Genomic DNA, 24550 nt, shown 5'->3' with positions numbered 1-24550 from the left:
ACCTTTACGAAAGCATTCCCATGCTGTATTTCCACGCAAGGATGCGCAGCACGGAATCGTTAAGCCTGTCCGCGCTGATCGTGCCGTCCTCCACGGCGGCGTACAGAGCGTTGAAGCTGTCTTTGATATCCGGTGTCAGTAAAAGATCGTTTCCCGCCTGAAACGCCTTTACAGCCGCATCTTTGCCGTCCAGAAAGTTCGTTACTCCCTTCATGGAGAGGTTGTCCGTCATGACGACCCCGGAAAAGCCGAGCGTTTCCCTTAGAATCCTGTGCACCTGCGGAGACAGCGACGCGGGATTTCTGGAATCCATGCACTCGACGATATTGTGGCAGACCATCACACAGGGCGCGCCCGCCTGAATTCCCGCCTGAAACGGAAGAAAATCATACTGCTGAAAGGTCTGATAACTGCGCTTGTCCGTCGCAACGCCGGTATGAGTGTCCGCATTGTTTCCGTACCCCGGAAAATGCTTGAGCGTACAGGCAAGCCCCTGGCCGCGGTAGGCTTTCACAGAAACCGTGACAAATTCCGCGGTCTGCCCGGCGTTCTGCCCAAAAGAGCGCGCATAGATAAAATCAGACGGATTGACGGAAACGTCGCAGACCGGCGCCAGGTTCAGATTCAGGCCAAGTGATTCCATCAGCCGGGACTTCTTCTCCGTGTCCTGTTTAACTCCGTCCAGTCCGCTTTGATGAAAAATCTGCTGGGGGGAACGGAATTTCTGCTCTGAAAGGGCGGGAAACTTGCTGATGCGCACCACCGTGCCGCCCTCTTCATCGCAGCAGAGAATCATTTTGATCTTACTGGAATTCTGATAGGAAGCAAGTGTTTTGCGAACCTGATCGGCCGTTTTGTCCTCAAAATCCCGTGCCGTCAGGCAGTATCCGCACGGCTGATAATCATCGATCACCTTAACCTGTCCCGCCGCGGGACAGGTAATCAGGAAAACCTGGCCCACCTTTTCCCTGGTTGTCATTTTTGTCAGGCGCCGCTGCGCCGCCTCGCTGTAGGCCGAGAAAAGCCCTTTCACCGGCTTGTATTGCGTTCCCGAGGCCGCGGATAGGGAAGAAAGCGCCGCCGAGGAGGAAGGGAGAGAGGACGGCTGAGACACCTTGATTCCGCCGGCGGGGGGAAACATGCGGTCTAAAGCTTTGTCGGCAATCCTGTAAAAGCCGAAAGCCGCGGCGCCCACACAGAGAAAGAGCAATAGAAAAAGTATGGTCTTCCCCGCGATGCGCAGGCCTTTGGCACGCCGCTTTTTCATCGCTTTCCCTCCCCGCCGAGTGCATTAACCATTTTTCAGAAGGCCCCGGTACAGACGAATATACTCGTTCGCGGAACGGCCCCAACTGTAATCGCATTCCATAGCGCGCCGCATCAGGATTTCCCAGCCCTCCGGATTTTGGTAACCCTGAAGCGCCCGGCCAAGCGCGTGAAGCATATCGCCGGCGTCATAGGTCTGGAAGGTAAAACCGTTGCCTTCCCCGTCGCCGCTGTCGGTAACGGAATCCTTCAGGCCGCCGGTTTCCCTCACGACGGGAATCGAACCGTAACGTAACGCGATCATTTGAGAAAGTCCGCAAGGCTCGCTCTTGGACGGCATCAGGAAAATGTCGGACGCCGCGTAGATTTTGTGAGAAAGCTCCGGCACAAACCCGAAGCACGCGCACACGCGCCCGGGAAACCGTTCCTGAAGCTGCCGGAAAAAGGTTTCGTATTCCCAGTCGCCGGAGCCGAGAATGACAAATTGGCAGTCCGTCGAGTTCAGCAGCTGATCCAACGAATCGCGCACCAGATCCAGTCCCTTGTGGGAAACCATGCGCGTCACCATGCCGATGAGCGGCGTCCGCTCGGATTCTGAAAGGCCTAACCTCTTTTGCAGTTGAGTCTTGTTCGCCGCTTTCCCGGACAAATCATCCGCGGAATAATTGGAATAAATCTCCGGGTCCGTCTCCGGATTATAAACCCCGGTGTCAATTCCGTTCAGGATTCCGCTCAGCTTCCAGTTCCGTTCCAGAAGAATGCTGTCCAGCCCATGGGAATACCACGGATCCAGGATTTCCGAAGCATAGGTTGGGCTGACCGTTGTGACGCGGTTTGCGCATTCGATCGCGCCCTTCAGAAAATTGATGCACTCACCGAACTGCAGCAGCGGAAGGGAGCTCTTCGGCAGCCCGAGAACATCTTCGAGAAGTTCTTCCCCGTATTTGCCCTGATATTGAATATTATGGATCGTCAGAACCGTTTTCATTCCGCGGAACCAGTCGGTATCCGCATAAAATGTGCTGTAATAAACCGGCACCAGCGCGGTCTGCCAGTCGTTTGCGTGAATGACGTCCGGCTTAAAGTCGATGTAGGGCAGCATTTCAAGCACGGCGCGGGAAAAAAAGGCGAAGCGCTCCGCATCATCGAAATGGCCGTACAGGCCGTGACGTTTAAAATAATACTGGTTGTCGATCAGGTAGTAAATCACGCCGCCGACATGAGTTTCAAAAACACCGCAGTATTGCCTGCGCCATGCGACCGGCACGGAGAGGCTGGTCAAAAATTTCATCCCGTCGCGCAGCTCCTGCGGAATGTCCTCGTAGAGCGGCATCACCACACGGCAGCCGATCAGGCGAAGCCTGAGCGCCTGCGGCAATGAACCGGCAACCTCCGCCAATCCGCCCGTCGAAGCAAATGGCAGTGCTTCGCTTGTACAGTACAGTACCTTCATTTCTAATACCCCCTTGCGTGAAATCGTTTATTCAAACAACGCTGCCCTTGCTGATAAAAATCGGGTAGGATTCAAACCCCAGCAGAGAGCGGTCGCTTTGGATCAGGACGTCTTTATCCGTGATGACGTACTTCATTTTGCACCCGGGCCGGATTTGTCCGTCCTGTAAAACGACGCAGTTTTCCACAACGGCACCCTTGCCGACCCGCACGCCGCGGAACAGGACACTGTTGCGCACCTCCCCGTCAATCACACAGCCGTCGGCGACCAGGGAATTCGAAACCTCCGAGCCAAGGCCGTACCGCGCGGGCATGTCGTCACGCACTTTCGTGTAGACCGGCCGGTTCGGATTAAACAGCTGCGCTCTGACATTCGGCTGCATCAGCTCCATATTTGCAGCAAAATAGGAAACGGGGGAACTGATGATGCGGGCATAGCCGCTGAACTCATAGGAATACATCCGCAGAGAGGACAGATTCCGCTGGAGCAGATCCCGCTTAAAGCTGTAAAGGTTGCGGCTGACGCAGTCGTCCACCAGGCGAATCAGGAGCTCTCGCCTGAGCAAAATCATTCCGATTCCATAACAGCATTCTCCATCGGTTCTCGGGTCGATCAGCAGATCGATCACGCGGCCGTCCGGGTCGGTTGTCAGCACCAGCGGTTCGACCAGTTTCCGGGGCAGCGGCCCGAAGCGGCAGACCAGCGTGACATCCGAATTTTTTCCGATATGGCTGGAAACCACATCGGAGTAATCGATGTTGCAGACAACATCGCTGTCCGTGATCAGCACCAGGTCCTCCTTGGAATTGGTCAGAAATCTCTTAATGGAAGCTAGCGATTCGACCCTGTTATTCACAAGACGGGTGTCGCCGAACGGCGGCAGAATGTACAGCCCCTCCCTTTTTCTGGAGAGGTCCCAGGCCTTGCCGGAACCGAGATGATCCATCAGGGACTGATAATTGCTTTTTGTGACGACGCCGACTTTACTGATCCCGGAATTGACCATATTGGAAAGCGGAAAATCGATGAGACGATACCTGCCGCCGAACGGCACTGAGCCCATGGTCCGGATTTCCGTCAAATCGCGGAGCTTTTCTTCGTGCGTGTTGGAAAAGATCAGTCCCAGCACATTATTTCCTCGCATTTTTCACCGCCTCCTGTGCGAAAGATTCAGAATCAATCATGGACTTTGGCGCAACGACGGAGCCGGGCGGGATGGCGCAGCCGTTTCCCACAACCGCGACTCCCCATTCCTCCTTGTTGACAATATCCTCCGGACGCGCGCCGATCTTCGCACCGCCGCCGATGACGCATTCTTCCGCGACGATCGCGTACTGCACAACGGCCCCTTCCTCTATCCGCGTGTTCGGCATAATGATCGAGTCGCGCACCACCGCGCCGGGCGCGATGTAGACTCCGGAAAAAAGCACGGCAAAATCGATTTCGCCGTAAACGGTGCAGCCCTCCGCGACAAGCGAGTTCTGCACCCGGGCGCCCTTGGCGACATAATGCGGCGGCATGACCGGATTGCGCGTGAAAATCTTCCAGCTTTCTTCATTCAGGTCCATTGGAATATTCGGGTCCAGAAGATCCATGTTGGATTCCCACAGGCTGTCAATCGTACCGACGTCCTTCCAGTATCCTTCGAAGCGATAGGCAAAGATACGCTCGCCCGCGTTCAACATGGCAGGCAGAACATCCTTGCCGAAATCATTCGAGGACTTCGGCGCCGCCTCGTCCTCCTCCAGATAGCTTCTCAGCTTATTCCAGCTGAATACGTAAATTCCCATGGAAGCTTGGTTGCTTTTGGGCGCCTTCGGCTTTTCGTCAAATTCGTAGACGGAGCCGTCCGGGTTGGTATTGAGGATTCCGAATCGGGAAGCTTCCTCCATTGGGACCTCGATTGTCGCAATCGTACAATCCGCTTCCTTTTCCTTGTGGAACGCAATCATGCGGGAATAGTCCATTTTGTAGATGTGGTCGCCGGAGAGGACCACGACATAGTCGGGATTGTACCGCTCGATAAACGGAATGTTCTGATAAATTGCGTTGGCAGTACCCTTGTACCAGTCGGACCTGCGGCTGCGCTGAAACGGCGGCAGCACGTGAACCCCGGCGTTCATGCTGTCCAGATCCCAGGGCTGCCCGTTTCCGATATATTCATTTAATATCATCGGCTGATACTGGGTGAGAACGCCCACGGTTTCAATTCCGGAATTCACACAGTTTGACAGTGGGAAATCGATAATGCGGTATTTCCCTCCATAAGGCACGGCGGGTTTTGCAAGATTTTTTGTCAGCACCCCAAGCCTGCTGCCCTGACCGCCCGCCAGCAGCATGGCCACGACCTGTTGCTTCGGAAACATACTATTTCTCCTCCTTTTGACCGGATCTTTGTCCGCGCGCTTTCCGGCGTTCGCCGCCTTGACGCGGACGGGCCGGCCCCCCCGAAGATTTTGTCCTGCGGCGTTTGCATTTGAGATAAAAAACAGAAAGCGGCGGCAAAGTAAGACAAACGGACTGTTCGCAGCCGTGCAACGGTGTTTTAACGCTTTGAATGGAGGAACCGTTGCTGATGCCGCTGCCGCCGTACCGAACCGCGTCTGAGGAAAAGACTTCTTCATAAATGCCGTCATACGGCACCCCAATGGAGTAATTGTCCCGCCGAACCGGCTGGAAATTACAGACCGCGATCACTTCTTTGCCGGACCTGTCTATCCTGCGAAACGCGATCACACTCTGTGTATAATCGTCGTTGGAAATCCAGGAAAAGCCTTCCCATGTAAAATCTATTTCCCACAGCGCGGGCGTATTCAGGTAAAAATGATTCAGATCGCGGAAAAAGCTCTGCTGTTTGCGGTGCTGCTCATACTCCAGCAGCATCCAGTCCAGTTCCTTCTGATAATTCCACTCAATAAACTGGCTGAACTCCGTTCCCATGAAAATCAGTTTTTTGCCCGGATGGGCCATCATGTAACACAGGAACGCGCGGACCCCGGCAAATTTCTGCTCGTAGTCACCGGGCATTTTATTGATGAGGGAGCTTTTTCCATGCACGACCTCGTCGTGGGAAATCGGCAGAATAAAGTTTTCGGAAAACGCGTAAAAGAAGGAAAAGGTGAGATTGTCATGGTTAAACGGTCGGTATACGGGATCCAGCTTCAGGTAATGGAGCATGTCGTTCATCCATCCCATGTTCCATTTGTAGTTAAAGCCGAGCCCGCCGGAATAAGTAGGGCGCGAAACCATCGGCCATGCGGTGGATTCCTCCGCAATCATCATCACGTCCGGGAAAAGGGAAAACACAGCCTCGTTGAGCTTTTGCAGGAATGCCACCGCCTCCAGGTTTTCCCTTCCGCCGTTGATATTCGGGACCCATTCTCCCTCTTTCCGGCTGTAATCCAGGTAAAGCATAGAGGCGACCGCATCCACCCGAATCCCGTCCACATGATATTTTTCCAACCAAAACACCGCGCTGGAAATCAGAAAGCTGACCACTTCGCTGCGGCCGTAATCGAACACGAGCGTTCCCCAGTCCTTGTGTTCCCCTTTCCGGGGGTCCGCATATTCATAACAGGGCGTTCCGTCAAACCGTGCGAGACCGAACGCGTCTTTTGGGAAATGAGCGGGAACCCAGTCGAGAATCACCCCGATTCCCGCCTCATGGCATTTTTCCACAAAGCTCATGAACTGTTTCGGTTCCCCGTAACGACTGGTCGGCGCGAAATACCCCGTAACCTGATACCCCCAGGAGCCTTCGAAAGGGTATTCGGTCACCGGCATCAGTTCCACATGCGTGTAGCCCATATCCTTCAGGTAGGGCAGCAGCTCGTCCGCCAATTCCTCATAAGTCAGAACGCTGCCGTCCGCGTGCCTCTTCCAGGAGCCAGGGTGAATTTCATAAATATTGACAGGCTGCCCGTAATGCGGTTTTGCCGTCTTGTGTCGCATCCATGCGGCATCCTTCCAGGGAAAACCTTCCAGATCGTAATACTTGGACGCTTTTCCCTCTCCTGACTCAAAGTGGTAGGCATAGGGATCGCTTTTATATAATTTTTTCCCATCCGGTGCGACAATACAGAATTTGTAGGAGTCAAATCGGTTCCATACCCCGGACAGGAAGCATTCCCATACTCCGCCGCCGACCCGTTCCAGGCAGTCAAGTCCGGCCTGCCAGCGGTTAAAATCGCCGACAATGGAGATTTCCGAGGCATTCGGTGCCCAAACGCGGCATATCATGCCTTCCCGCCCGTTTCTCACCGACTTATGTATACCCAGATAATCAAACGCCCTGGCATTCGTCCCTGCTAAGAATCCGGTCAGCGACGGGTCCATGCCGTTTTGCATCTCTTTCTTTTGCATTTAGCCTGACCCCCTTTTCTTATTTAATTTTATCATAGCACAATTTGGGAAAATATCAAGATAATTTTAGTTATTTTCAAGTGTTTTTCTTGTTAAGTTAGATGGTTTTTGTTTGTTTTGTTACAAAAGTTGAAGGATCTGTTTTATAATAAAATCTTTGTCTTTCATCATAGCACAGGGGATCTGTCGATTTCTGTTCCTCTCGGCGCTTTCGGACGGAAAATGGCGTGCTCCTTTTGCCCGCGCAGGAGGCATGAATGCAGCAGGATGAATTAAAACATAAAAAGCGCCTCTTACCGTAATCCGATAAGAGGCGCCTGAAAATCAAAACGGCAATCCGTTCTTTATTCGTGGTCAACCTTGAACATGTGCTTAATCAGTTCGAGGACCTTGTTGCTGTAGCCCCACTCGTTGTCGTACCAGGATACCAGCTTAACAAAATGATCGTTCAGCATGATACCGGCCTTCGCGTCAAAAATGGAGGTACGGGGATCACCGAGGAAATCGGAGGATACAACCATATCTTCCGTATAACCGAGAATGCCCTTCATCCCGCCTTCGGAAGCTTCCTTCATCGCGTCGCAGATTGCTTCATAAGTCGTGGGCTTTGCAAGGTTCACGGTCAGATCGACTACGGAAACATCCAGCGTCGGAACACGCATGGACATGCCGGTCAGCTTGCCCTTTACGGAAGGAATTACAAGAGCGCAGGCCTTTGCGGCGCCGGTTGTGGAGGGGATGATGTTGCCGGCCGCGGCACGGCCGCCGCGCCAGTCTTTCTTGGAAGGACCGTCCACTGTTTTCTGGGTTGCCGTGGTGGAGTGTACGGTTGTCATAAGGCCCTCTACAATGCCGAACTTGTCATTGACAACTTTGACAATCGGAGCCAGGCAGTTCGTTGTGCAGGACGCATTGGAGACAACCTTCATATCCTTCTTGTACATGTCAAGGTTTACGCCGCAGACAAATGTGGGCGTGTCGTCTTTCGCGGGAGCGGAAATAACGACTTTCTTTGCTCCGCCGGTCAGGTGAGCGGAAGCCTTTTCGGTGCTGGGGAATACGCCTGTGGATTCGACGACATATTCAGCCCCGACTTTTCCCCACGGAATCTGAGCGGGGTCCTTTTCCTCAAAAACAGAGATGGCTTTGCCGTTTACAACCAGCTTTCCATCTTCGGCTTTGACCTCCCCCTGAAAATGACCGTGCATGGTATCATATTTTACCATGTAAACCATGTAATCGGGATCGATAAAAGGATCGTTAATTCCTACGACCTCAAAAGTTTCGGGCTGAGCGACCGCCGCGCGGAACACAAGGCGTCCGATACGGCCAAAACCGTTGATGCCAATCTTGATGGACATAGATTGCTACCTCCTAATTCAATCAGACTTCTTTCTTTCAACACCTATTTTAGTACATTGGGAAAACTTTTACAAGCCTTTTGATAATATTTTAACTAGCTTTCTTCCGTTGTGGGGTCATTTCTGGAGTAAAACGGACTCGGACCCGCCGTAACAAATTTTATACCGCTCCCGCAGGCCTTGCGTAAAAAACCTGCATATTCGGAAATGGATCCTTCCGCGTTCAGCATCGGTTTGTTTCCCTGGTCGTCCGTGTCGGGCAGGGCCGTCGGCTGAGATGGGTCTTCGCGGTCAACTGCTCCGGCCGGAACTGTTTCCGCTGCGGCGGGAACCGCCTGCAAAGCAGATAAAAAAGCGACGATATAGAATGCCAGCGCAATATTCGCCATGTGCATGCCGATGGAAACAACGCCCGCGGTGATGCCCGCGGCGAAAAACTGGATGCTGCTCGGAATTCCTGTCGCCAGTGCTATTAACGCCGCCGGCAGACCAACCATGTAAATCATTTTTCCACTTTTTGTACTTTCTATTCCTGTGAACAGTTTTGCCTGCGTAAACAGGAATAAAAGCAGAAAAACAACCGTAAATGTATGGTAGACATCCTCCGCCAGATTCACCACGGCAGAATAGGCAATAAACAGAACCACAAGGTACAAACATCCCCAAACCGAAGGAATCAGCGCCAGAAGCGGATGGCTTCCAATTTTGCGCAGGCCGGTCGCAAGGTCGTAAGCCGTCAGCATTAAAACGGCTCCGGTCAGAATTCCGGCTCCGCAAAAAATCTGGTAAAAAATCTGCCCTTCCCCAAAAAAGCCGGCGGTTAATCCGACGACCGACTGAACGAGAACAAAGATTCCGGCGACCGCGCCCAAAACAGCGGCGACAACATTCCTGAGCGGTGCGGCGCTGATTTCAGCCCTCCCGTCCCGGCTGGAAAAATACGCTGTTAGAAAAGCTCCGGCAACCAGCAGTATGGACGCCGCTGCGACCGACTTTCCCCCGTCCGAATAAAACCCGGTCTGAGGATTCAGATATCGGAGCATCGAAAAAATTCTGATTGGGAGAACCAGAACCAGGGTACCCAAAAAAGCAATCCAAGCCCGTTTCATAGTGGTTTCCTCCATAATTTTAATTTCTTTGATCGATCGGAACATACGGAATGCTTTTCGAAAGCGAACGGTACGCCGGACGCATAATCCGGCCGCAGGTTTCCATTTCCTCAATTCGATGGGCACACCAGCCGGCAATTCTGGAAACGGCAAACATCGGCGTGTACAGATCGCTTGGGATTCCAAGCATTTCATACACAAGGCCGGAATAAAAGTCGACGTTCGCGCACATGACCTTGGGCTTTCCTGTTACTTTGGCAAAAACCTCCGGCGCGAGCTGTTCCACGCGCTCGAACAGGTCGAACTGGTCCTTCATCCCGCGCTTTTCGGCCAGCTTACAAGCCTGTTTTTTCAAAATGACCGCGCGCGGGTCGGACAAAGTGTAAACCGCGTGCCCGATTCCGTAGATCAGGCCGGAATGGTCGGGGACTTTTTTACGCAGGATTCTTTCGAGATAGTCGGAAACTTCCTCCTCGTCCTTCCAATCCTTAACGCCTTCCATCAGCCCGTTCATCATTGTCATGACCCGGTGATTCGCGCCGCCGTGCCGAGGGCCTTTCAGTGAACCGATCGCCGCACTGATCGCAGAATAAATATCGGTACCCGTGGACGAAAGCACCCGAGCCGTAAAGGTGGAATTATTCCCGCCCCCGTGCTCCGCGTGAATCAACATGCAGATGTCAAGCAGCTTCGCTTCCTCATCCGTAAACGACCGGTCCGGACGGATCGCGTTTAAAATCGATTCCGCCGTAGACTGATTCGGGTCCAAAGGATGAAAGTACATGCTTTTCTTATCAAAATGCCGCCGTTTTACCTGATAAGCATAGGTCATGATGGTTGGCAGGCGGGCAATCAGCTGAATCGCCTGACGCATGTTGTTTTCCAGCGAAAGGTTATCGGGATCGCCGTCATAGGAATAGAGCGCCAGAACAGACCGCGCGAGCTTGTTCATGACATTTTTGGAAGGCGCCTTGATGATCATGTCCTCCGCAAAATACTCCGGCAGTTCCCGGCAGCTGCTCAGCACCTCCCGGAAATTGTCCAGCTGGCTCTTGGTCGGCTGTTTTCCAAAAAGGAGCAGCCATGCGACCTCTTCAAATCCAAACCGGTTTTCAGCCGTGCATCCGTTTACGATATCATTCAGGTCAATTCCCCGGTAAGTCAGTTTTCCAACGTCCGGGATCAGCTCACCGTCGGCAATCAGATATCCGTGTACATTACAGATCAGCGTAAGACCCGCCATGACGCCCGTTCCATCCGGATTGCGCAGTCCTCGCTTCACCTGATAAAGTTCAAAATTCTCCGGGGAAATTCGGTTATTCGCACGAAACTCATTGCAAAGGGCTTCCAGTTCCGGACTGTGATTTTCCAGATTGATTTCCGTCATCATAGCACCTTTCTTTCTGTAATTAAAGTAAAAATAAAGCCGCAGCTCAAATGGAAGATCGTGCGGCCCAATGGAAATTTATTTAATTAATAAATGTATTTTATCCCACCGCACAAGTAAAGTCAAGTGATTTGCTGTATACATTGCTGCGGTATTTGCAATAAAATTTGTTATTAATTTCATTATTTGAGCTTATTATTCCTATGTAAAATTATAAATGTATATAATTGCATTATAGCGATTCATAAAATGTATGGACACTAAGGAGGAACGCAAAATGCATCACCGCAGAGGAGAATTTCTTCTGGGATTTTTCCTTTTTCTGGCCATGTTTCTGATCCCCTTTGTAGCTTTCGGCAACCCGGCGGCAGGCAAGGCCGGTTCCAGTAAAAGCGAAAGTCCGGCGTCCAGCCACCCCCAGGAAACCGGCAGCTCGTTTCATATTCTTGACACCGCGACGAAACAAATCCTGACCGTAGGCGATCGGGAATTCATGACCGGAGCCGTTGCGGCGGAAATGTCCCCCAGCGCGGAACAGGAGGCGTTGAAGGCACAGGCAGTAGCCTGTTACACTTATTACTGCCGACTGCGCGAAAATCAAAAAAAGACACCCGATTCGTCGCTGAACGGCGCCGATTTCTCCGCCGATCTGCAGAACGGCCAGATTTATCTGACGGACGAACTTCGAAAAAAACGCTGGGGCACCCATTACGACGAATACGCTCAGGCCCTGAAAACCGCCATCGACCCGGTGTTCGGTCTGGTTTTGAAAAGCGGCGGGGAATTGATCGAGGCAACCTATTATGCAATCTCATCCGGGAACACGGAATCTTCCGCTGACGTTTGGGGCGGCGAACGTCCCTACCTCATCTCTGTCGCAAGCCCGGGAGACAGATTCGCCGGCGGATACCAGACCACCGTCACCCTGTCCTTAGAAAAAATGAAAGCCTGCATTTTATCCGCCGCTCCGGATGCGGATCTATCCGGCGATCCATCCGGCTGGGCGGGTACCGCCGAACGCACCGCAGCGGGTTCCGTAAAAACGATCCTGCTGGGAGGAAAAAGCGTAACCGGGAACAACGCGCGCGCGGCTTTCGGCCTCCGCTCCGCGAATTTCACCGTCAGTTATTCCAACGGGCAGTTTACCTTTTCGGTGCTTGGCTACGGCCACGACGTCGGGATGAGCCAGACAGGAGCCCAGTATATGGCGAAGCAGGGCGCCGATTACCGGCAGATTCTATCCTGGTACTATCCGACGACCACGCTTGCGGCCTAACAAAACAGGGCGGATAAAACCGCCCTGTCCCTTTCTCTACCTGCTGAGCTTATTCGCGATGGAGACATCGCAAAGCTGCTTAATACTGTAAATTGCTGCGGCCTGATCGATTCCGTTTTGTTGTATATATTTATAAATATCCAGATTGTAATAGCGTAAATCGATCATGTGGATTTCTGAGAAATTCTGCGACAGGTAAGGAATCATCGAATTTGCAAATGAGTCCTTGATCAAAAGCAGCTTGCCGCCCTTTGCCTCTGGATTCTTAACCACTGTTACCGAAGGATTTCCGCCAAGGTAAACAGAGTATTTGTCCTTACTGTTCAAATACTGATCCCAGTAAATCCCGAGATGCGTTTTTTTGCCGGTCACCTGTGTAACGGCGGATTTTTCCTTTGTATACGGGAGAACCAGCGTATCCGGCTTCTGCCATGTGTTGACCGCCTTGGAATAGAGCGTCCCATAAAATGGCTGCGGCACAGCCTGAAAAATAAACGCGCTTTTGGGCAGGCTGTCAAAGCCCATCGCGGCGGCAAGCGCCCGATAGCCGACGTAGGCCCCCTCGGTATTCCAGTGATGATCGGTTTTAAAATAGTAATCCCGACCCGTTTTCAAACTCAAGCTGGAAAACAGGTCGACTACCTTTGCTTTTCCTCCCACGGTCTGTTCCAGCTCCTCCAGTTCCTGATGCTGGTCATGGTTCGGCGCTGAGTACGGAAGGTTCTCAGACTGCTCCTGAGAGCCGGAGGGCACCGGAAGGATCGTGAGCCGCAAACCGGATTTTTCCGCGAATTGCGCGAGTGCTTCCGCGTTTTTCTGAAAGATTCCGGTTCTATCCGGCAGAAGAACCTCGTAAATATGATCGTTTTTTCCGAAGTATACGCCGCCCTCCGCGGGGATCGAACCGTAATCCGCCGCAAGGTCGCGCTTGCCGAGCATCAGCTGCTCCGCCGTATTCAGCGTGACAAAGGTATTGCGCAGCGGGAAATGGTCGCCGACGTAATTTTCAGCCGATTTCATAAAGCGCCCGTCCAAAACGGTGTCCAGAGTCGGAACCGGCGTCGGTTCCAGAGCTCTGTTTTCATTTTCCGAAAACGTCTGTTTCGGCGCAGCCGCCAGCCAAAATACACCGACTAAGATCGCGGCGGCAAGCAAGAACGCAGCCGCGAGTGCCGCCGGCCGGCAGACGAACCTTTTCAGTTGCACTTTTCTCAATCTGTTCATCAGCGTCCCCCGTCAAAAACGGAAATATAAAAACGGATTGTAGGAATTATCGACAAGAGCGGCAATCGAGAGCAGGAACAGCACCGTCATACCCGCGCTTCGCAGCGCAAGCCCGGTTCTTCCCTTCCGGTCAAGCCACCCCAGCAGCCTGGCGGGATACGGCGTGCAGAACAGCGCCGCAAGCAGAAGGATCGGCGCGCCGGTGATCAGCGCGTACACGCCGAGGGAATCCGTCCCACCGGAAAAGCCGAACATCGCCGCGACCACGCCGCACGCGGCGCGAAGATCCGTGTACGAAAAGAACACCCATCCCACAACCGCCGCCAAAAATGCGTACAACCATTGAAAAAACACGGGAATGCGGTCCAGCCATTTTTGCAGGAACAATTTCTCACATATGATTAAAAAGCCCCAATACGCGCCCCAGACCGCAAAATTCCAGCTGGAACCGTGCCAAAAGCCCGTCAGAACCCACACGACGGCAAGATTCCGGACAAGCTTTACGGTGGAGCACCGGTTGCCGCCAAGCGGAATATAAAGGTAGTCGCGGAACCAGCGGCCCAGCGTCATGTGCCAGCGGCGCCAGAAGTCGGAGGCGCTGCGAGAGCTGTACGGCAGATTGAAATTTTCCGGCAGGATAAAGCCGAACATCCTGCCAAGGCCGATGGCCATGTCGGTATAGCCCGAAAAATCAAAGTAGATCTGAAAGGTAAAAGCAAGCGCGCCCAGCCATGCGCTTAAAGCGGAGGGATGCCCGAAATACTGAACCTTGTCCGCAATCAGCGCAAGATTGTTCGCAAGCAGCACCTTTTTAAACAGGCCGTGCAGAAACCGCAGCGCCCCCTCCGTCACATGCTCCATGGACTCCGTCCTGCCGCGAAGCTGCGCCTGCATCTCTTTATACTGGATGATCGGCCCGGAAATCAGGTGCGGAAAAAAGGACACGTAGGTTCCAAAATCGATCAGGCTTTTCTGCGCGGGCGCTTCGCCGCGGTAAATATCGATCGCATAGGAAAGGGATTCAAAGGTATAGAACGAAATTCCGATCGGCAGCGCGGCGGCCGGAACCGGAATCGAGAGAGAAAACGCGGAATTCACGGTAGAAACAAAAAGCGCGGCATATTTGAAATAAGCCAGCATGCCTAGGTTGACGCAAATTCCGAACGCAAGCACCGCCCTGCGCGGGCCCGGACGGCCCGCAAACCGCTCCAGAAGCGTTCCCACCGCGTAATCGAACACGGCGGTAAACAGCATCAGGAAGACATAAACCGGCTCGCCCCAGGCATAGAAGACCAGGCTGAACACGAACAGGCACAGGTTTCTCCATTTGCGCGGCAGAAGATAATACGCCGCGAGCGAAACCGGAAGAAAGATAAAAATAAAAAACAGACTGCTGAATAACATATGTATTTCGAGTCCTTTCTCCCGATTTTTTATCCCTTTCTATTTTAAGAGCATTGATTAAAAAAAGCAAGAGAACGCGAAGATGTTTCTTCGCGTTCTCCCTTATCAGCCGCCTTGCTGTGCCCGCTTCAAATCTGCGCTGTACGGGCCCGGCGGCTCCTTTTCAACGTCTCTTCCCATATGATTCGCACAAAGCGGCGGCCTGAGCTTTCACCCAAACCGCCGCCACGCAAATACAACTTACTAATTTGTTGAGTCAGTAATTGTTTTGTTTAGGGGGTTTTGCTTAACCAACCTTAGCAACGTTCACCTTAGTGCCGTTAACATATACGCCGGTCTGTGCGCCCACAGCGCCGACAGCAGTTATTTTGAAGAAGTATGTGCTGCCGTTGTGTCCAGCCAGTTCATAGTGGAACACATTGGAAGAACCAAGCGTAAAGGTCGGGGCCGCGCCGTTGTTCGTGGTAATGCCATACTGGTAAGAAGCACCCTTTTTCACGGTAAGAGCAGACGTTGTGTCGCTCTTGAAGGTCTGGGCACCGGAAACAGTGACAACCAGAAGCTTCGTGCCGTTTACATAGATGCCGGTTGCTTTGCCGTTAGCGTTTGCGGCAGCAGTGATCTTAATGAAATAATCGTTGCCGGATTTGCCAACGTTTGTAATGGAGCTGATGACACCAGCGGAACCAGCAGTCATGACCGGAGCTGTCGGAGCTGTGATCTTGAACTGATAGGAAGCGCCAGGAGCCAGTGTAAAGTCTTTCGTCGTGTCGGACTGAATTGCCGGAACTTCCGTAGCGGTAATGTTGCAGACTGCATCGCCGTAATCTTCGCTGTCGACTTCATAACCGTCGGCATCGTAAAGCTTTGCGGTCAAACCGGTGTGGTTTTCAGAAGCAAAGTCCGGATCAATCGAATTGACCGTAACCGTAGCCGTGTTGCCGGAAGAAGTCATCGTGAACACGTCGCTGCTGCCGCCGTCAAGCTCCCAGCCGATGGTGTAACCCGCCGGAAGGGAAGTGCCGCCCGGATAAGCGGAAGCCGTAAAGGTTTCGGACTGACCTTTCGCAATGCTGGAAGAAGATTTGTTGATCTGAAGTCCGGCAAAGCTCAGCGTATCGATCTTAAAGGTATCAACGGAATTGCCTTCGGATTTAGTAAGCGTAAAGCCGTAGCAATCAAAATCATCGGTGTCTACTTCATCGGCAGCGGCCTTGAAAACGGTCGTGCCTGCCGCAAGAGTAGAATCGGAAAGCTTTAGCTTTGTGCCGGAAACGCTGCCGGAAACATACATATCGCCAGCCTTAACGACCATGCTGCCGTCGCCTTCCACTGTCTGTACTGTAATCTTATTCGGAAAAACTGTGGTTGTGTCGCTGTCAAGGTTAATCGTATCAACATCGACATCACCGGAAATAGTAGCCTTTGTGTCTTCATTGGCAGTCTCAATCGTACCCTTTGTTGCATTCTTAGGAGCGGGAACCGAACCTGTGAACGCATCGTCATCGTCGCCAAGAGCAAGGGTGCTCTCATAAGAATCCAAATCAATCGACTTGATCGTGGCACTGTCGCCCTTAACGGTAAGAGTACCATCATCTTTCGCTTTCAATCCACCGATTGTCACAGCAGACTCGTCAGAGTAAACATCGATAACCGGAGCCTCCAATGTTCCCGTGACTACCTTGGTGTCCTCATCATTGGAATCAACATCAATCGTGCCGTTCGTGCTTACATCGCCAACCGTGCCGCCGGCAATTTTTACATCACTAGGTGCCCCATTGGTGCAGTCTGTAGTTTTAATTTTTCCAGCGGAACCGCTGTTGATTGTAACTTTGCCGGTCGCGCCAGACGTGGTGATATCGCCGACTTTACCGTCGGAAAGTTCTACGTTGCCGCAGTCAACATCAACATACCCTACGCGCGCATCGCCGATAACCAAACCGCCCGAGTCTTTTGTGCCTACGGTTCCTTCAATGCCCTTCAGGTTTGTCTTTTCGTCGACTGTAACTTTAGTAGTAGTATCCGGGAAAACAACGATCGAATTCGTTACATCCAGATTCTTGCTGTCTGAATCGGTGTCTTCCTTCAGGTCCTTGATTCTTGTCTTTCCGTCTTTTTCGATCGTGAAGCTGGTCGGCATGCCTTCAGATTCACCATCATGGATATTCTCGTATGCAGTTTTAACATCGACCTTATCTTCCACTTTGGTTTTCAGTGTGTACTTATCACCGGAAGCGGAGGAAACAGAGCCGTCTTCGCCAACCTTTTTCAGGGTGAATGTCACATTGGTCGTGCTCGCATCTCTTGTATAAGATGTTTTGGCATCATTAAGAGTCTTGCCGATCGTGACCGTGACACCTTCGCTGGTTGTTGTTTTCACAAGCTTTGTTGATTTGTCATCCTTATTAAGGTTCGACTCAAGATGAACATCGCTGTCGCCGCTGGTAATTTCGATCGAGTATGTCGGAACATACGTGCCGTCCTTATCCTTGACCGCACCTAAGTCATCAGCATCAAGTTTTCCAGAAGTTATCGCGGTCAGCTGAACCGACTTATAAACCGCCAACGCGCTGGTATCGCTTTCAGGTTCAGCGGCAAAAATGCCGACTTGTGCTTTTGTGTTTCTGGTTTTCGCAAATGTATCCAGATCATCGGGAGCTTTACCGGCTTTAATGCCATCGCCCGAAGACACCTTGCCGAATACCGGCGCGTCTTTGTCAAAGACATGAACCGTTAAATTTTTTCTTGCCTTAACGGTATAGTCCGTGTCGGTGTCGCTGTCTGAATAATCGCCTTTGTACAAAATGGAAATTACTTCCGTGCCATCCTTCGTGGAACTTTTCAGCTTTAATTTGGCGGTGTCGTCATCATCGCCCTCCAAGCTGAGCGAAACGAGGCTGTCGCCGGAAACATGAGAAATCGCGGCAATCTTCGGATTATCCACTTCTTCCCTGGTGTTTGTCACGAGCGTGTCGCTGTCAACAAGAAAGTTCGTCAAATCGACTTCTCTGCTCTTACCGCCGTTCACCAGATAGATGTCATCTTCTTTCTGGTTATTGACGATTCCGCTCATGCTTCTTGTGGAAGCGGATGCGAGGGTTACCGGAAGGCTTGAGGCAATCAGTGCTAATGAAAGCAGTGCTGCCAGAGCTTTTCCTCTGAATTTTTTCATCCTTTTTTGTCCTCCTTAAAATAGTTCGTTGTGCATTTGCGTGTGCTATGAGAATTTTAACATACATCTTAGCCGCGGACCGCAAGGCCCTTGACTGAAAACGATACCCGCTTTCCCCGCGCCCCACAGCGCGCCTGAGCGCGGCGACCACAAGCACCGCTCATATGTTTAATTGGATTATAAGATATTTGGTACTTAATGTCAAGTACATTGTGGATATATTTTTTAATAAAATTTGCACTTTCGCTATGATTTTTACAGATTTTAAGCCAAATTCTTCATTTTCTCCGGAAGAAATTGGAAGCGCGGCGATGAGATTTTTTTACCGGCTGAGACAGCCGCCCGCGGGATGTCCCCGCTTAGGAATTTTATGCCGGTTTCTTTGGAAAAATTCCGTGAAAATTTTTCCCATACCCTAAAAATTTTTTTGTGCCCGCCGACCGGCGTCGCAAAGACAGGAAAGATTCTTTTCGCGGGACACCACGCGGACACGGCAAGGGGGCCGGGCGCCGGGGCGGGCCGCGGCGGGGCAGCGGACGGGCAGGATCGCCCCGCCGGGCGGCGCGCCGCACAGGGCCAGGCGGTTGCAGCAGGAACCGTATTCCTTATAATAAGAACAGGCCGCGTTCCCGGAGCAGTGGCGGACGGCGGGCAGTTCAGCATAGCCGGAAGCGATTTCGCCGCCGCCCCGGTACGGCCCGTTGCTGATGAGGATGTGGTCCGCCGCGATTTCCAGCGGGAAGAAATACCCCGCCGTGCCGTGGTGCGGCGCTTTCAGCACGGAATACCCGTCGTACATCCGCGCGGAAGCCGCGAGGATGCTTTCCGGCGGCGCGTCCCCCGTCATCAGAATGTCGTCCGGGCCGGGGCCGCCCCGCCGCACGTTCTGAAACACCGCGCAGGCGGCGTTCAGAGCCCCGGAGTACGCGTCCTGCGTTTCACCGGCAGCCAGAAGCGCCGCCGCGTCCCCGGCGCAGGGCAGCAGGAGCAGCTCGGGGATCAGGGCTTCGATCCGATTGTACAGCGCCCGCGTTTCCTCCGCGTCCTCCCCCCGCACCGGCGAAGCGGAGCACATATGACGGTAGGAGGCGCAGAAGCGCTCCCGCAGCGCCAGAAACTCCCGCGCGCACGGCGGAAGAAGCGGCGCGGAAAGCATCGCGTCCAGCGCGTCCACGGCTTCGGTCAGCTCCGGCGGATACACAAATCCGGTTTCCGGCGGCCAGATCACCTCGTACTCCGCCCCGTCCAGAAAGAACCCGTCGCCCTCCCGCACGGGGAACACGGCGCCGGCCCCCGCGAGCCTCGCGGCGCGCGTAAACAGCGTGAGGACGGAGACATTCACCCGCGCGTAGCCGGTCAGGCGGCTTAAAAACGCCGCGGCGTACAGGGCGAATTCCAGCAGAACGGGCCGGCCCTCCTCCCCGCCCGGAGGAACCGGCAGGTACAGCGCGCCGAAATAGCCGGGCGCGGCTTCCAGAATCCTCCACAGGCCGCACAGATGGTCGCGGTGGCAATGGGTCAGAAAAAACGAGCGGCTTTCCGCTTCGCGGTACCGGGGAATGATCGAATCCGCGACATACTCGTAAAATCCCGGCCCGTTTTCCCCCAGCTTCAGATTACTGCTGCCGCAGTCGACCATCAGGATTCCGCCGCGGTCGCCGCCCAGAACGATACATTCGCCCCAGCCGACGTCGTGCAGGTCAATCCAGCGCACCCGCGCCCTCCGTTCCGTCGGATTGAGCCTGTGTGCGGCTCCATCCGGAGTAAAATTCGCCGTCGCGCCACTCGCCGGAACGCACGACCCGCCCGCCCCGGTATTCGGTGCCCTGCCCGTGGCGCTTGCCGTCCTTCCATTCCCCGGTGTAGAGCAGGTTGCCCTCCATGTCGAACGCGGAACCGCGCCCGGGGACGCCGTCCTTCCACCGGCCGATGAACACGGAGCCGTCCGAGGAACCGAACGCGACCCCCATGCCGTCGCGCAGATTCCGCTTCCAGTTCCCGGCATAGCACAGCTTTCCGGATTTATAATAGTACACGCCGAAGCCGTCGCGCTTGTCGTCGAGGTACCCGCCCTCGTACGCGGTGTGCCCGTTTTCCATCTGCGTGCGGCCCTGCCCCTGCCGCAGCCCGCCGATCAGCTCGCCGAAATACAGGTAGCTCTCCGCTTCGCTGATGACGATGCGTTTCGCGGGAATCAGGCCCTCGCCGAAGAGGGGTTCGATCCGCGCGGATTTCTTCTCCAGATTTCTGGTATGAACCACTTTTCCGCCAAGTCCCTTGGCGGCCACTCCGTATTTGGTCGGCGCGGGCCGCGGCGGAGCGGCTGGATTCGGCAGGGGGGCGGGCTCCGGCGCGGGCATGGGATTCGGAACCGGCCGGGGAATGGGCGGTTCAACCGAAAAAACCTCCCGGTCGACCGCGTAATCCGAAGAATCCAGGTCCTCCGGGGCGTGCGGGGCAGCCGCGAGGGCGGCAAACGCGGGCACTGCCGCCCGTGCAAAATCAGCCGGGCCTTTTTCTTCCGCCCGTTCGGGAACGGTACCGTCGTTTCGTATGTAGGAAAATTCCAGCTTCGCGTCGCCGTCCGTCTCCGTCCAGTCGGGGTCGGGAACGCCGCCGTTTTCCTCCAGCCGCCGGAAAAGGGCAAGGCGCTTTTCCCGTTCCGCCCTCCCGCAGTAGCAGAAAAGGCCCTCGTTGGTGCGAGCCAGCACCTTGGGCTCGCCGCCCGCGGCGCTGTTGACATAGCTCTGCGCCGCCGTTCCGGGAGCCACCGGGCAGGGAAGCAGCTCCTCCCGGCGGTACCTGCCGGAGGTCGCATCGAATAAAAGGAGTTCAATGCCGTTCCCGCCCGGGCGCAGAACGGCTTCCGGCCTGCCGGGGGTCCCGGCGAAATACGCGGTGCGCAGCCACTCAAGCTTAGGCCCGTACACCGATTCGGATACGATTTCTCCGGAAAGGTTCCGGCTGACAAGGCAAAACCCGTCCGGGCGGCGGAACGCCTCCTGCACCACGGTTTTGCCGGAAATCTTGCGCCAGCGGAATTCCCCCCCGCCGATCTTATAGCGCGTGCGGATAATCCGCCCGGCTTCCACCCCGCGCGCCGAGCCTTTCGCCGGGCTGCCGGAAAACGCCTTTTCCCGCGCGGCGGCCAAAAGAGAATCCCTTTCCCCGCCGCCGTCAAACGGGCGATAGGATACCGTATGGAAGACAGTCTGCAAAGGATTTTCCGCCATGGGTTCAGGACCCCTTTCCCTAGGAAACTCTTCCCTTTTTCTTTTCTTGTTCTATCCTACCTTATTTCCAAGGAATTTTCAAGGATTCCACCAAATTCTCACGGTGGAACAATTATGAAACAATTTTTCCAATTCTTCGCGCCTCTCAATATACTATTTCTATTAATGATGGACTCGCCGGCGAAGCCCCGCACGCAAAAGGGTTGCGCAAAGGAAGGAGGACGGGCTATAATAAGTCCGTCCCCCTCGGGTCTTGATTCATAATCCTACTTAAACAGATACTGCATGCTGTCCATCAGTTCCCCGACCGTATGCAGCGTTTTGTTCGCGCGTTTACGGAAGCCGCGGTTGTTTTTCATCATCTGATTCCCAACCGTCGCAAGAGCCATTCCGGCGACAAGGCCGGTGCCGATCCCGCGGACAAAGCCCATGGTTTGCTTATACATTTTATAAAACCTCCAAACACAGAAAAAAGTATGAGTAAAATAAATGAGATTACACCCTTTCATTATTCTGCCTCTTTTCTTTCGAAATATTGAAGTGAAACGCTGGAAAAGCTGTCCTGAAAATCACACATTTTTTTCATAAAAAGGAGAATACTATGCCGGAACTGAATATTGTCATGGTGGAACCGGAAATCCCGCAGAACACCGGAAACGTCGCGCGAACCTGCGCCGCGACGGGCGCGCGGCTGCACCTAGTCGGGCCGATGGGGTTTCAGATCGACGACAAAAAGCTGAAGCGCGCCGGGCTGGATTACTGGCACCTTCTGGATATTACCTGTTACGAAAGTCTTTCCGAATTTTTCAGCCGCAATACCGGTAATTTTTTCTATTTTTCCACCAAAGCGCAGCACGTTTATTCGGAGCCGGCCTATCCGGACGGCTGCTACCTGGTCTTCGGGAAAGAAACCGCCGGGCTGCCGGAAAAGCTGCTCTACGAGAATCCGGACTCCTGCGTCCGGATTCCGATGAGAAACAACCCCGACGCCCGCAGTCTGAACCTTTCGAATTCCGTCGCGGTCGGCGTGTTCGAGGTTCTGCGCCAATGGAATTTTCCCGGCATGCTGCGCAGCGGGCAGCTTCGGCAATATCACTGGTAATGAATCCCCTTTTCTTCCAAAATTCGTGCCAGTGCAACGCCGGAAATGCTTGAAAATGCCATTCGTTGGTTGTATAATAAAAAAAGTTTGTTAGAAAGGTAACAATATCGAAAAGATCTCCCAAAATTCTGCCTGTTTATGAAGGAGAGGTATTTGATGAACGCTTTAAACAAAAAAACCGTAGAGGATATTGACGTAAAGGGCAAGCGGGTTCTAGTCCGCTGCGACTTTAATGTTCCGTTTGACCCGGAGGGAAACATCTCCGACCCGAAGCGGATCGACGAAGCCATGAAGACAATCCGCTATCTGAGGGACCACGGAGCGAAAGTGATTCTCTGCTCTCATCTGGGCCGCCCGAAGGGCGAGTTCAACCCGAAATTTTCCCTCGCGCCGGTCGCCGACTATCTGTCTAAAAAGCTGGGCGCCGAGGTTAAGATGGCAAAGGACGTCATCGGGGAAAGCGCGAAGAGCATTGCCGCCGGCCTGAAGGACGGCGAAGTGGAACTTCTTGAAAACGTCCGCTTCCACAAGGAAGAAGAAAAGAACGACCCCGCCTTTGCAAAGGAGCTGGCTTCCCTCGCGGACATTTATGTCAACGACGCGTTCGGAACCGCGCACCGCGCGCACGCCTCCACCGCGGGAGTCGCGGATTATCTGCCCGCCGCGTGCGGATACCTGATTCAAAAGGAAATCACCATTATGGGCGGCGCGCTCGCGAACCCGAAACGCCCGTTTGTCGCGATCCTCGGGGGCGCGAAGGTATCGGATAAGATCGGCGTCATCACCAATCTGCTGGATAAAGTGGATACGCTGATTGTCGGCGGCGGCATGGCCTACACCTTTATGAAAGCGCTCGGTTATTCCATCGGCTCCTCTCTGTGCGAAGAGGACAAAGTCGGCCTTGCTTCCGACCTGATGGCTAAGGCGAAGGAAAAGAACGTGCGTTTCCTGCTGCCTGTGGACAATGTGGTCGCCGACGAATACGAAAAGGACGCTCAGTACAAGACCGTCAATTCCGATACAATCCCGGACGGCTGGATGGGCCTTGATATCGGCGAGAAAACCCGCAAGCTGTTCGCGGACGCCATTTGCGGAGCCGGAACCGTCGTCTGGAACGGCCCGATGGGCGTAAGCGAATGGGAGCATTTCGAGGGAGGCACCGTCGCCGTCGCAAAGGCGGTTGCCGACAGCGGCGCCGTTTCGATCATCGGCGGGGGCGATTCCGCGGCCGCGGTTGAAAAGCTTGGCTTTGCGGAAAAAATGACCCATATTTCAACAGGCGGAGGCGCGTCTCTTGAATTCCTGGAAGGCAAGGAACTGCCCGGAATCGCCTGCCTGAACGATAAATAAGGCGGAAGGGGCGGCAAACCGCCCCTTCCTTTTCATTCGCGTTTATGATGATACAGGAGGCTACAGTCATGAATAAAAAGCTCAGAAAAGCAGTCATCGCGGGGAACTGGAAAATGAATAAAACCCCGGAAGAAGCAAAAAAGCTGGTCGGCGCCATTCTGCCTTTGGCTAAGGACGCGGGATGCGAAGTCGTCGTCTGCGTGCCGTATGTGGACCTGTTCCCTGTTTTGGAAGCCGCGAAGGGCTCCTCCGTCGGCGTAGGCGCTCAAAACTGCCACTGGGCTCCTTCCGGCGCATTCACGGGCGAGGTGTCCGCTCCGATGCTCGCTTCCATGGGCGTACAGTACGTCATTATCGGCCACAGCGAGCGCCGCACTTATTTCGGCGAGACGGACCTTACCGTCAACCGGCGGATCCGCGCGGCTCTTGACGGCGGACTTTCCGCAATCCTCTGCGTCGGCGAATCACTGGAACAGCGCGAACAGGGGATTACCTCCGAACTGGTCGCCATGCAGACAAAGATCGCTTTGGGCGGCGTTTCAGCAGAAGAGCTGAAACGGATCATCATCGCGTACGAGCCGATCTGGGCAATCGGCACGGGCAAAACGGCTACCGCCGAACAGGCGAACGAAGTCTGCGCGACCATCCGCGCTACGGTGGCTTCGCTGTACGGTTCGTCGGCGGCGGACGCCCTGACCATCCAGTACGGCGGTTCCATGAACGCGAAGAACGCCGCTGAGCTTCTCGCGCAGCCGGATGTTGACGGCGGCCTGATCGGCGGCGCTTCCTTAAAGCCGGACGATTTCGCCCAGATTATCAAAGCGGCCGGAAAGTAAAGCCATAAAAGGAGT

Annotated in this window: 18 protein-coding genes; 4 read left to right on the top strand and 14 right to left on the bottom strand. The window is 54.0% G+C overall.

What is annotated here, in order from left to right; genetic code table 11:
- Positions 1-4: 4 nt before the first annotated feature.
- From CAFE_RS10025 to CAFE_RS09990, 8 genes are all read right to left on the bottom strand, one after another.
- Positions 5-1267: a glycoside hydrolase family 3 protein gene (locus tag CAFE_RS10025; RefSeq protein ID WP_066649875.1), complete on the bottom strand. Its 1263-nt coding sequence runs from the start codon at positions 1265-1267 to the stop codon at positions 5-7.
- A gap of 24 nt (positions 1268-1291) precedes the next feature.
- Positions 1292-2719 carry a glycogen synthase GlgA gene (gene glgA, locus CAFE_RS10020; RefSeq protein WP_066649874.1) on the bottom strand — a complete coding sequence of 476 codons (1428 nt, stop codon included), beginning with the start codon at positions 2717-2719 and terminating at the stop codon, positions 1292-1294.
- Between the two features lie 31 nt (positions 2720-2750).
- A complete protein-coding gene (gene glgD / locus CAFE_RS10015; RefSeq protein WP_066649871.1) occupies positions 2751-3863 on the bottom strand; it encodes a glucose-1-phosphate adenylyltransferase subunit GlgD in 1113 nt (370 codons plus the stop codon).
- Positions 3850-5085, bottom strand: a complete 1236-nt coding sequence (locus tag CAFE_RS10010) for a glucose-1-phosphate adenylyltransferase (RefSeq protein ID WP_066649870.1) — start codon at positions 5083-5085, stop codon at positions 3850-3852. Before CAFE_RS10010 ends, glgD begins: the two co-directional genes overlap by 14 nt.
- A gap of 1 nt (position 5086) precedes the next feature.
- Positions 5087-7081, bottom strand: coding sequence for a 1,4-alpha-glucan branching protein GlgB (glgB, locus tag CAFE_RS10005; RefSeq protein ID WP_156990563.1), 1995 nt, complete (start codon positions 7079-7081; stop codon positions 5087-5089).
- 344 nt (positions 7082-7425) lie between these two features.
- Positions 7426-8442, bottom strand: coding sequence for a type I glyceraldehyde-3-phosphate dehydrogenase (gene gap / locus CAFE_RS10000; protein ID WP_066649867.1), 1017 nt, complete (start codon positions 8440-8442; stop codon positions 7426-7428).
- Positions 8443-8537: 95 nt separating this feature from the next.
- Positions 8538-9551 (bottom strand): hypothetical protein, encoded by a 1014-nt coding sequence (locus CAFE_RS09995; protein WP_066649857.1) that lies wholly within the window; start codon positions 9549-9551, stop codon positions 8538-8540.
- A gap of 19 nt (positions 9552-9570) precedes the next feature.
- Positions 9571-10938 carry a citrate/2-methylcitrate synthase gene (locus CAFE_RS09990; RefSeq protein WP_066650110.1) on the bottom strand — a complete coding sequence of 456 codons (1368 nt, stop codon included), beginning with the start codon at positions 10936-10938 and terminating at the stop codon, positions 9571-9573.
- A gap of 277 nt (positions 10939-11215) precedes the next feature.
- Here CAFE_RS09990 and spoIID point away from each other — a divergent pair, with 277 nt between their 5' ends.
- Positions 11216-12214, top strand: coding sequence for a stage II sporulation protein D (spoIID, locus tag CAFE_RS09985; protein WP_066649855.1), 999 nt, complete (start codon positions 11216-11218; stop codon positions 12212-12214).
- Positions 12215-12250: 36 nt separating this feature from the next.
- On the opposite strand, the gene CAFE_RS09980 is transcribed toward spoIID, so the two are convergent.
- The 6 genes from CAFE_RS09980 to CAFE_RS09955 all read right to left on the bottom strand — a co-directional run bounded on the left by CAFE_RS09980 (position 12251) and on the right by CAFE_RS09955 (position 21693).
- Positions 12251-13438 (bottom strand): DHHW family protein, encoded by a 1188-nt coding sequence (locus CAFE_RS09980; protein ID WP_156990562.1) that lies wholly within the window; start codon positions 13436-13438, stop codon positions 12251-12253.
- A 12-nt stretch (positions 13439-13450) separates the two neighbouring features.
- On the bottom strand, positions 13451-14842 hold the full coding sequence (locus tag CAFE_RS09975; protein ID WP_156990561.1) for an MBOAT family O-acyltransferase: 1392 nt from the start codon (positions 14840-14842) through the stop codon (positions 13451-13453).
- 286 nt (positions 14843-15128) lie between these two features.
- Positions 15129-18014, bottom strand: coding sequence for a hypothetical protein (locus tag CAFE_RS09970; protein WP_156990560.1), 2886 nt, complete (start codon positions 18012-18014; stop codon positions 15129-15131).
- A 415-nt stretch (positions 18015-18429) separates the two neighbouring features.
- Positions 18430-19728 carry a ComEC/Rec2 family competence protein gene (locus CAFE_RS09965; RefSeq protein WP_156990559.1) on the bottom strand — a complete coding sequence of 433 codons (1299 nt, stop codon included), beginning with the start codon at positions 19726-19728 and terminating at the stop codon, positions 18430-18432.
- Positions 19715-21247 (bottom strand): MORN repeat-containing protein, encoded by a 1533-nt coding sequence (locus tag CAFE_RS20335; protein WP_156990558.1) that lies wholly within the window; start codon positions 21245-21247, stop codon positions 19715-19717. Before CAFE_RS20335 ends, CAFE_RS09965 begins: the two co-directional genes overlap by 14 nt.
- A gap of 266 nt (positions 21248-21513) precedes the next feature.
- Complete coding sequence (locus CAFE_RS09955; protein WP_066649843.1) at positions 21514-21693, bottom strand: hypothetical protein; 180 nt, start codon at positions 21691-21693, stop codon at positions 21514-21516.
- A 155-nt stretch (positions 21694-21848) separates the two neighbouring features.
- Between CAFE_RS09955 and CAFE_RS09950 the strand changes: the two genes are divergently transcribed.
- The 3 genes from CAFE_RS09950 (at position 21849) to tpiA (ending at position 24535) form a co-directional block, all read left to right on the top strand.
- Positions 21849-22349, top strand: coding sequence for a tRNA (cytidine(34)-2'-O)-methyltransferase (locus tag CAFE_RS09950; RefSeq protein ID WP_066649839.1), 501 nt, complete (start codon positions 21849-21851; stop codon positions 22347-22349).
- Positions 22350-22505: 156 nt separating this feature from the next.
- A complete protein-coding gene (locus CAFE_RS09945) occupies positions 22506-23699 on the top strand; it encodes a phosphoglycerate kinase (protein ID WP_066649837.1) in 1194 nt (397 codons plus the stop codon).
- Positions 23700-23767: 68 nt separating this feature from the next.
- Entirely contained in the window at positions 23768-24535 is a 768-nt protein-coding gene (gene tpiA, locus CAFE_RS09940; RefSeq protein ID WP_066649836.1) for a triose-phosphate isomerase, read from the top strand.
- Positions 24536-24550 lie beyond the last annotated feature (15 nt).

Source organism: Caproicibacter fermentans (assembly GCF_009746625.1).
In the GTDB taxonomy this organism is placed as follows: domain Bacteria; phylum Bacillota; class Clostridia; order Oscillospirales; family Acutalibacteraceae; genus Caproicibacter; species Caproicibacter fermentans.
This window is presented reverse-complemented; position numbering and strand designations above follow the sequence as displayed.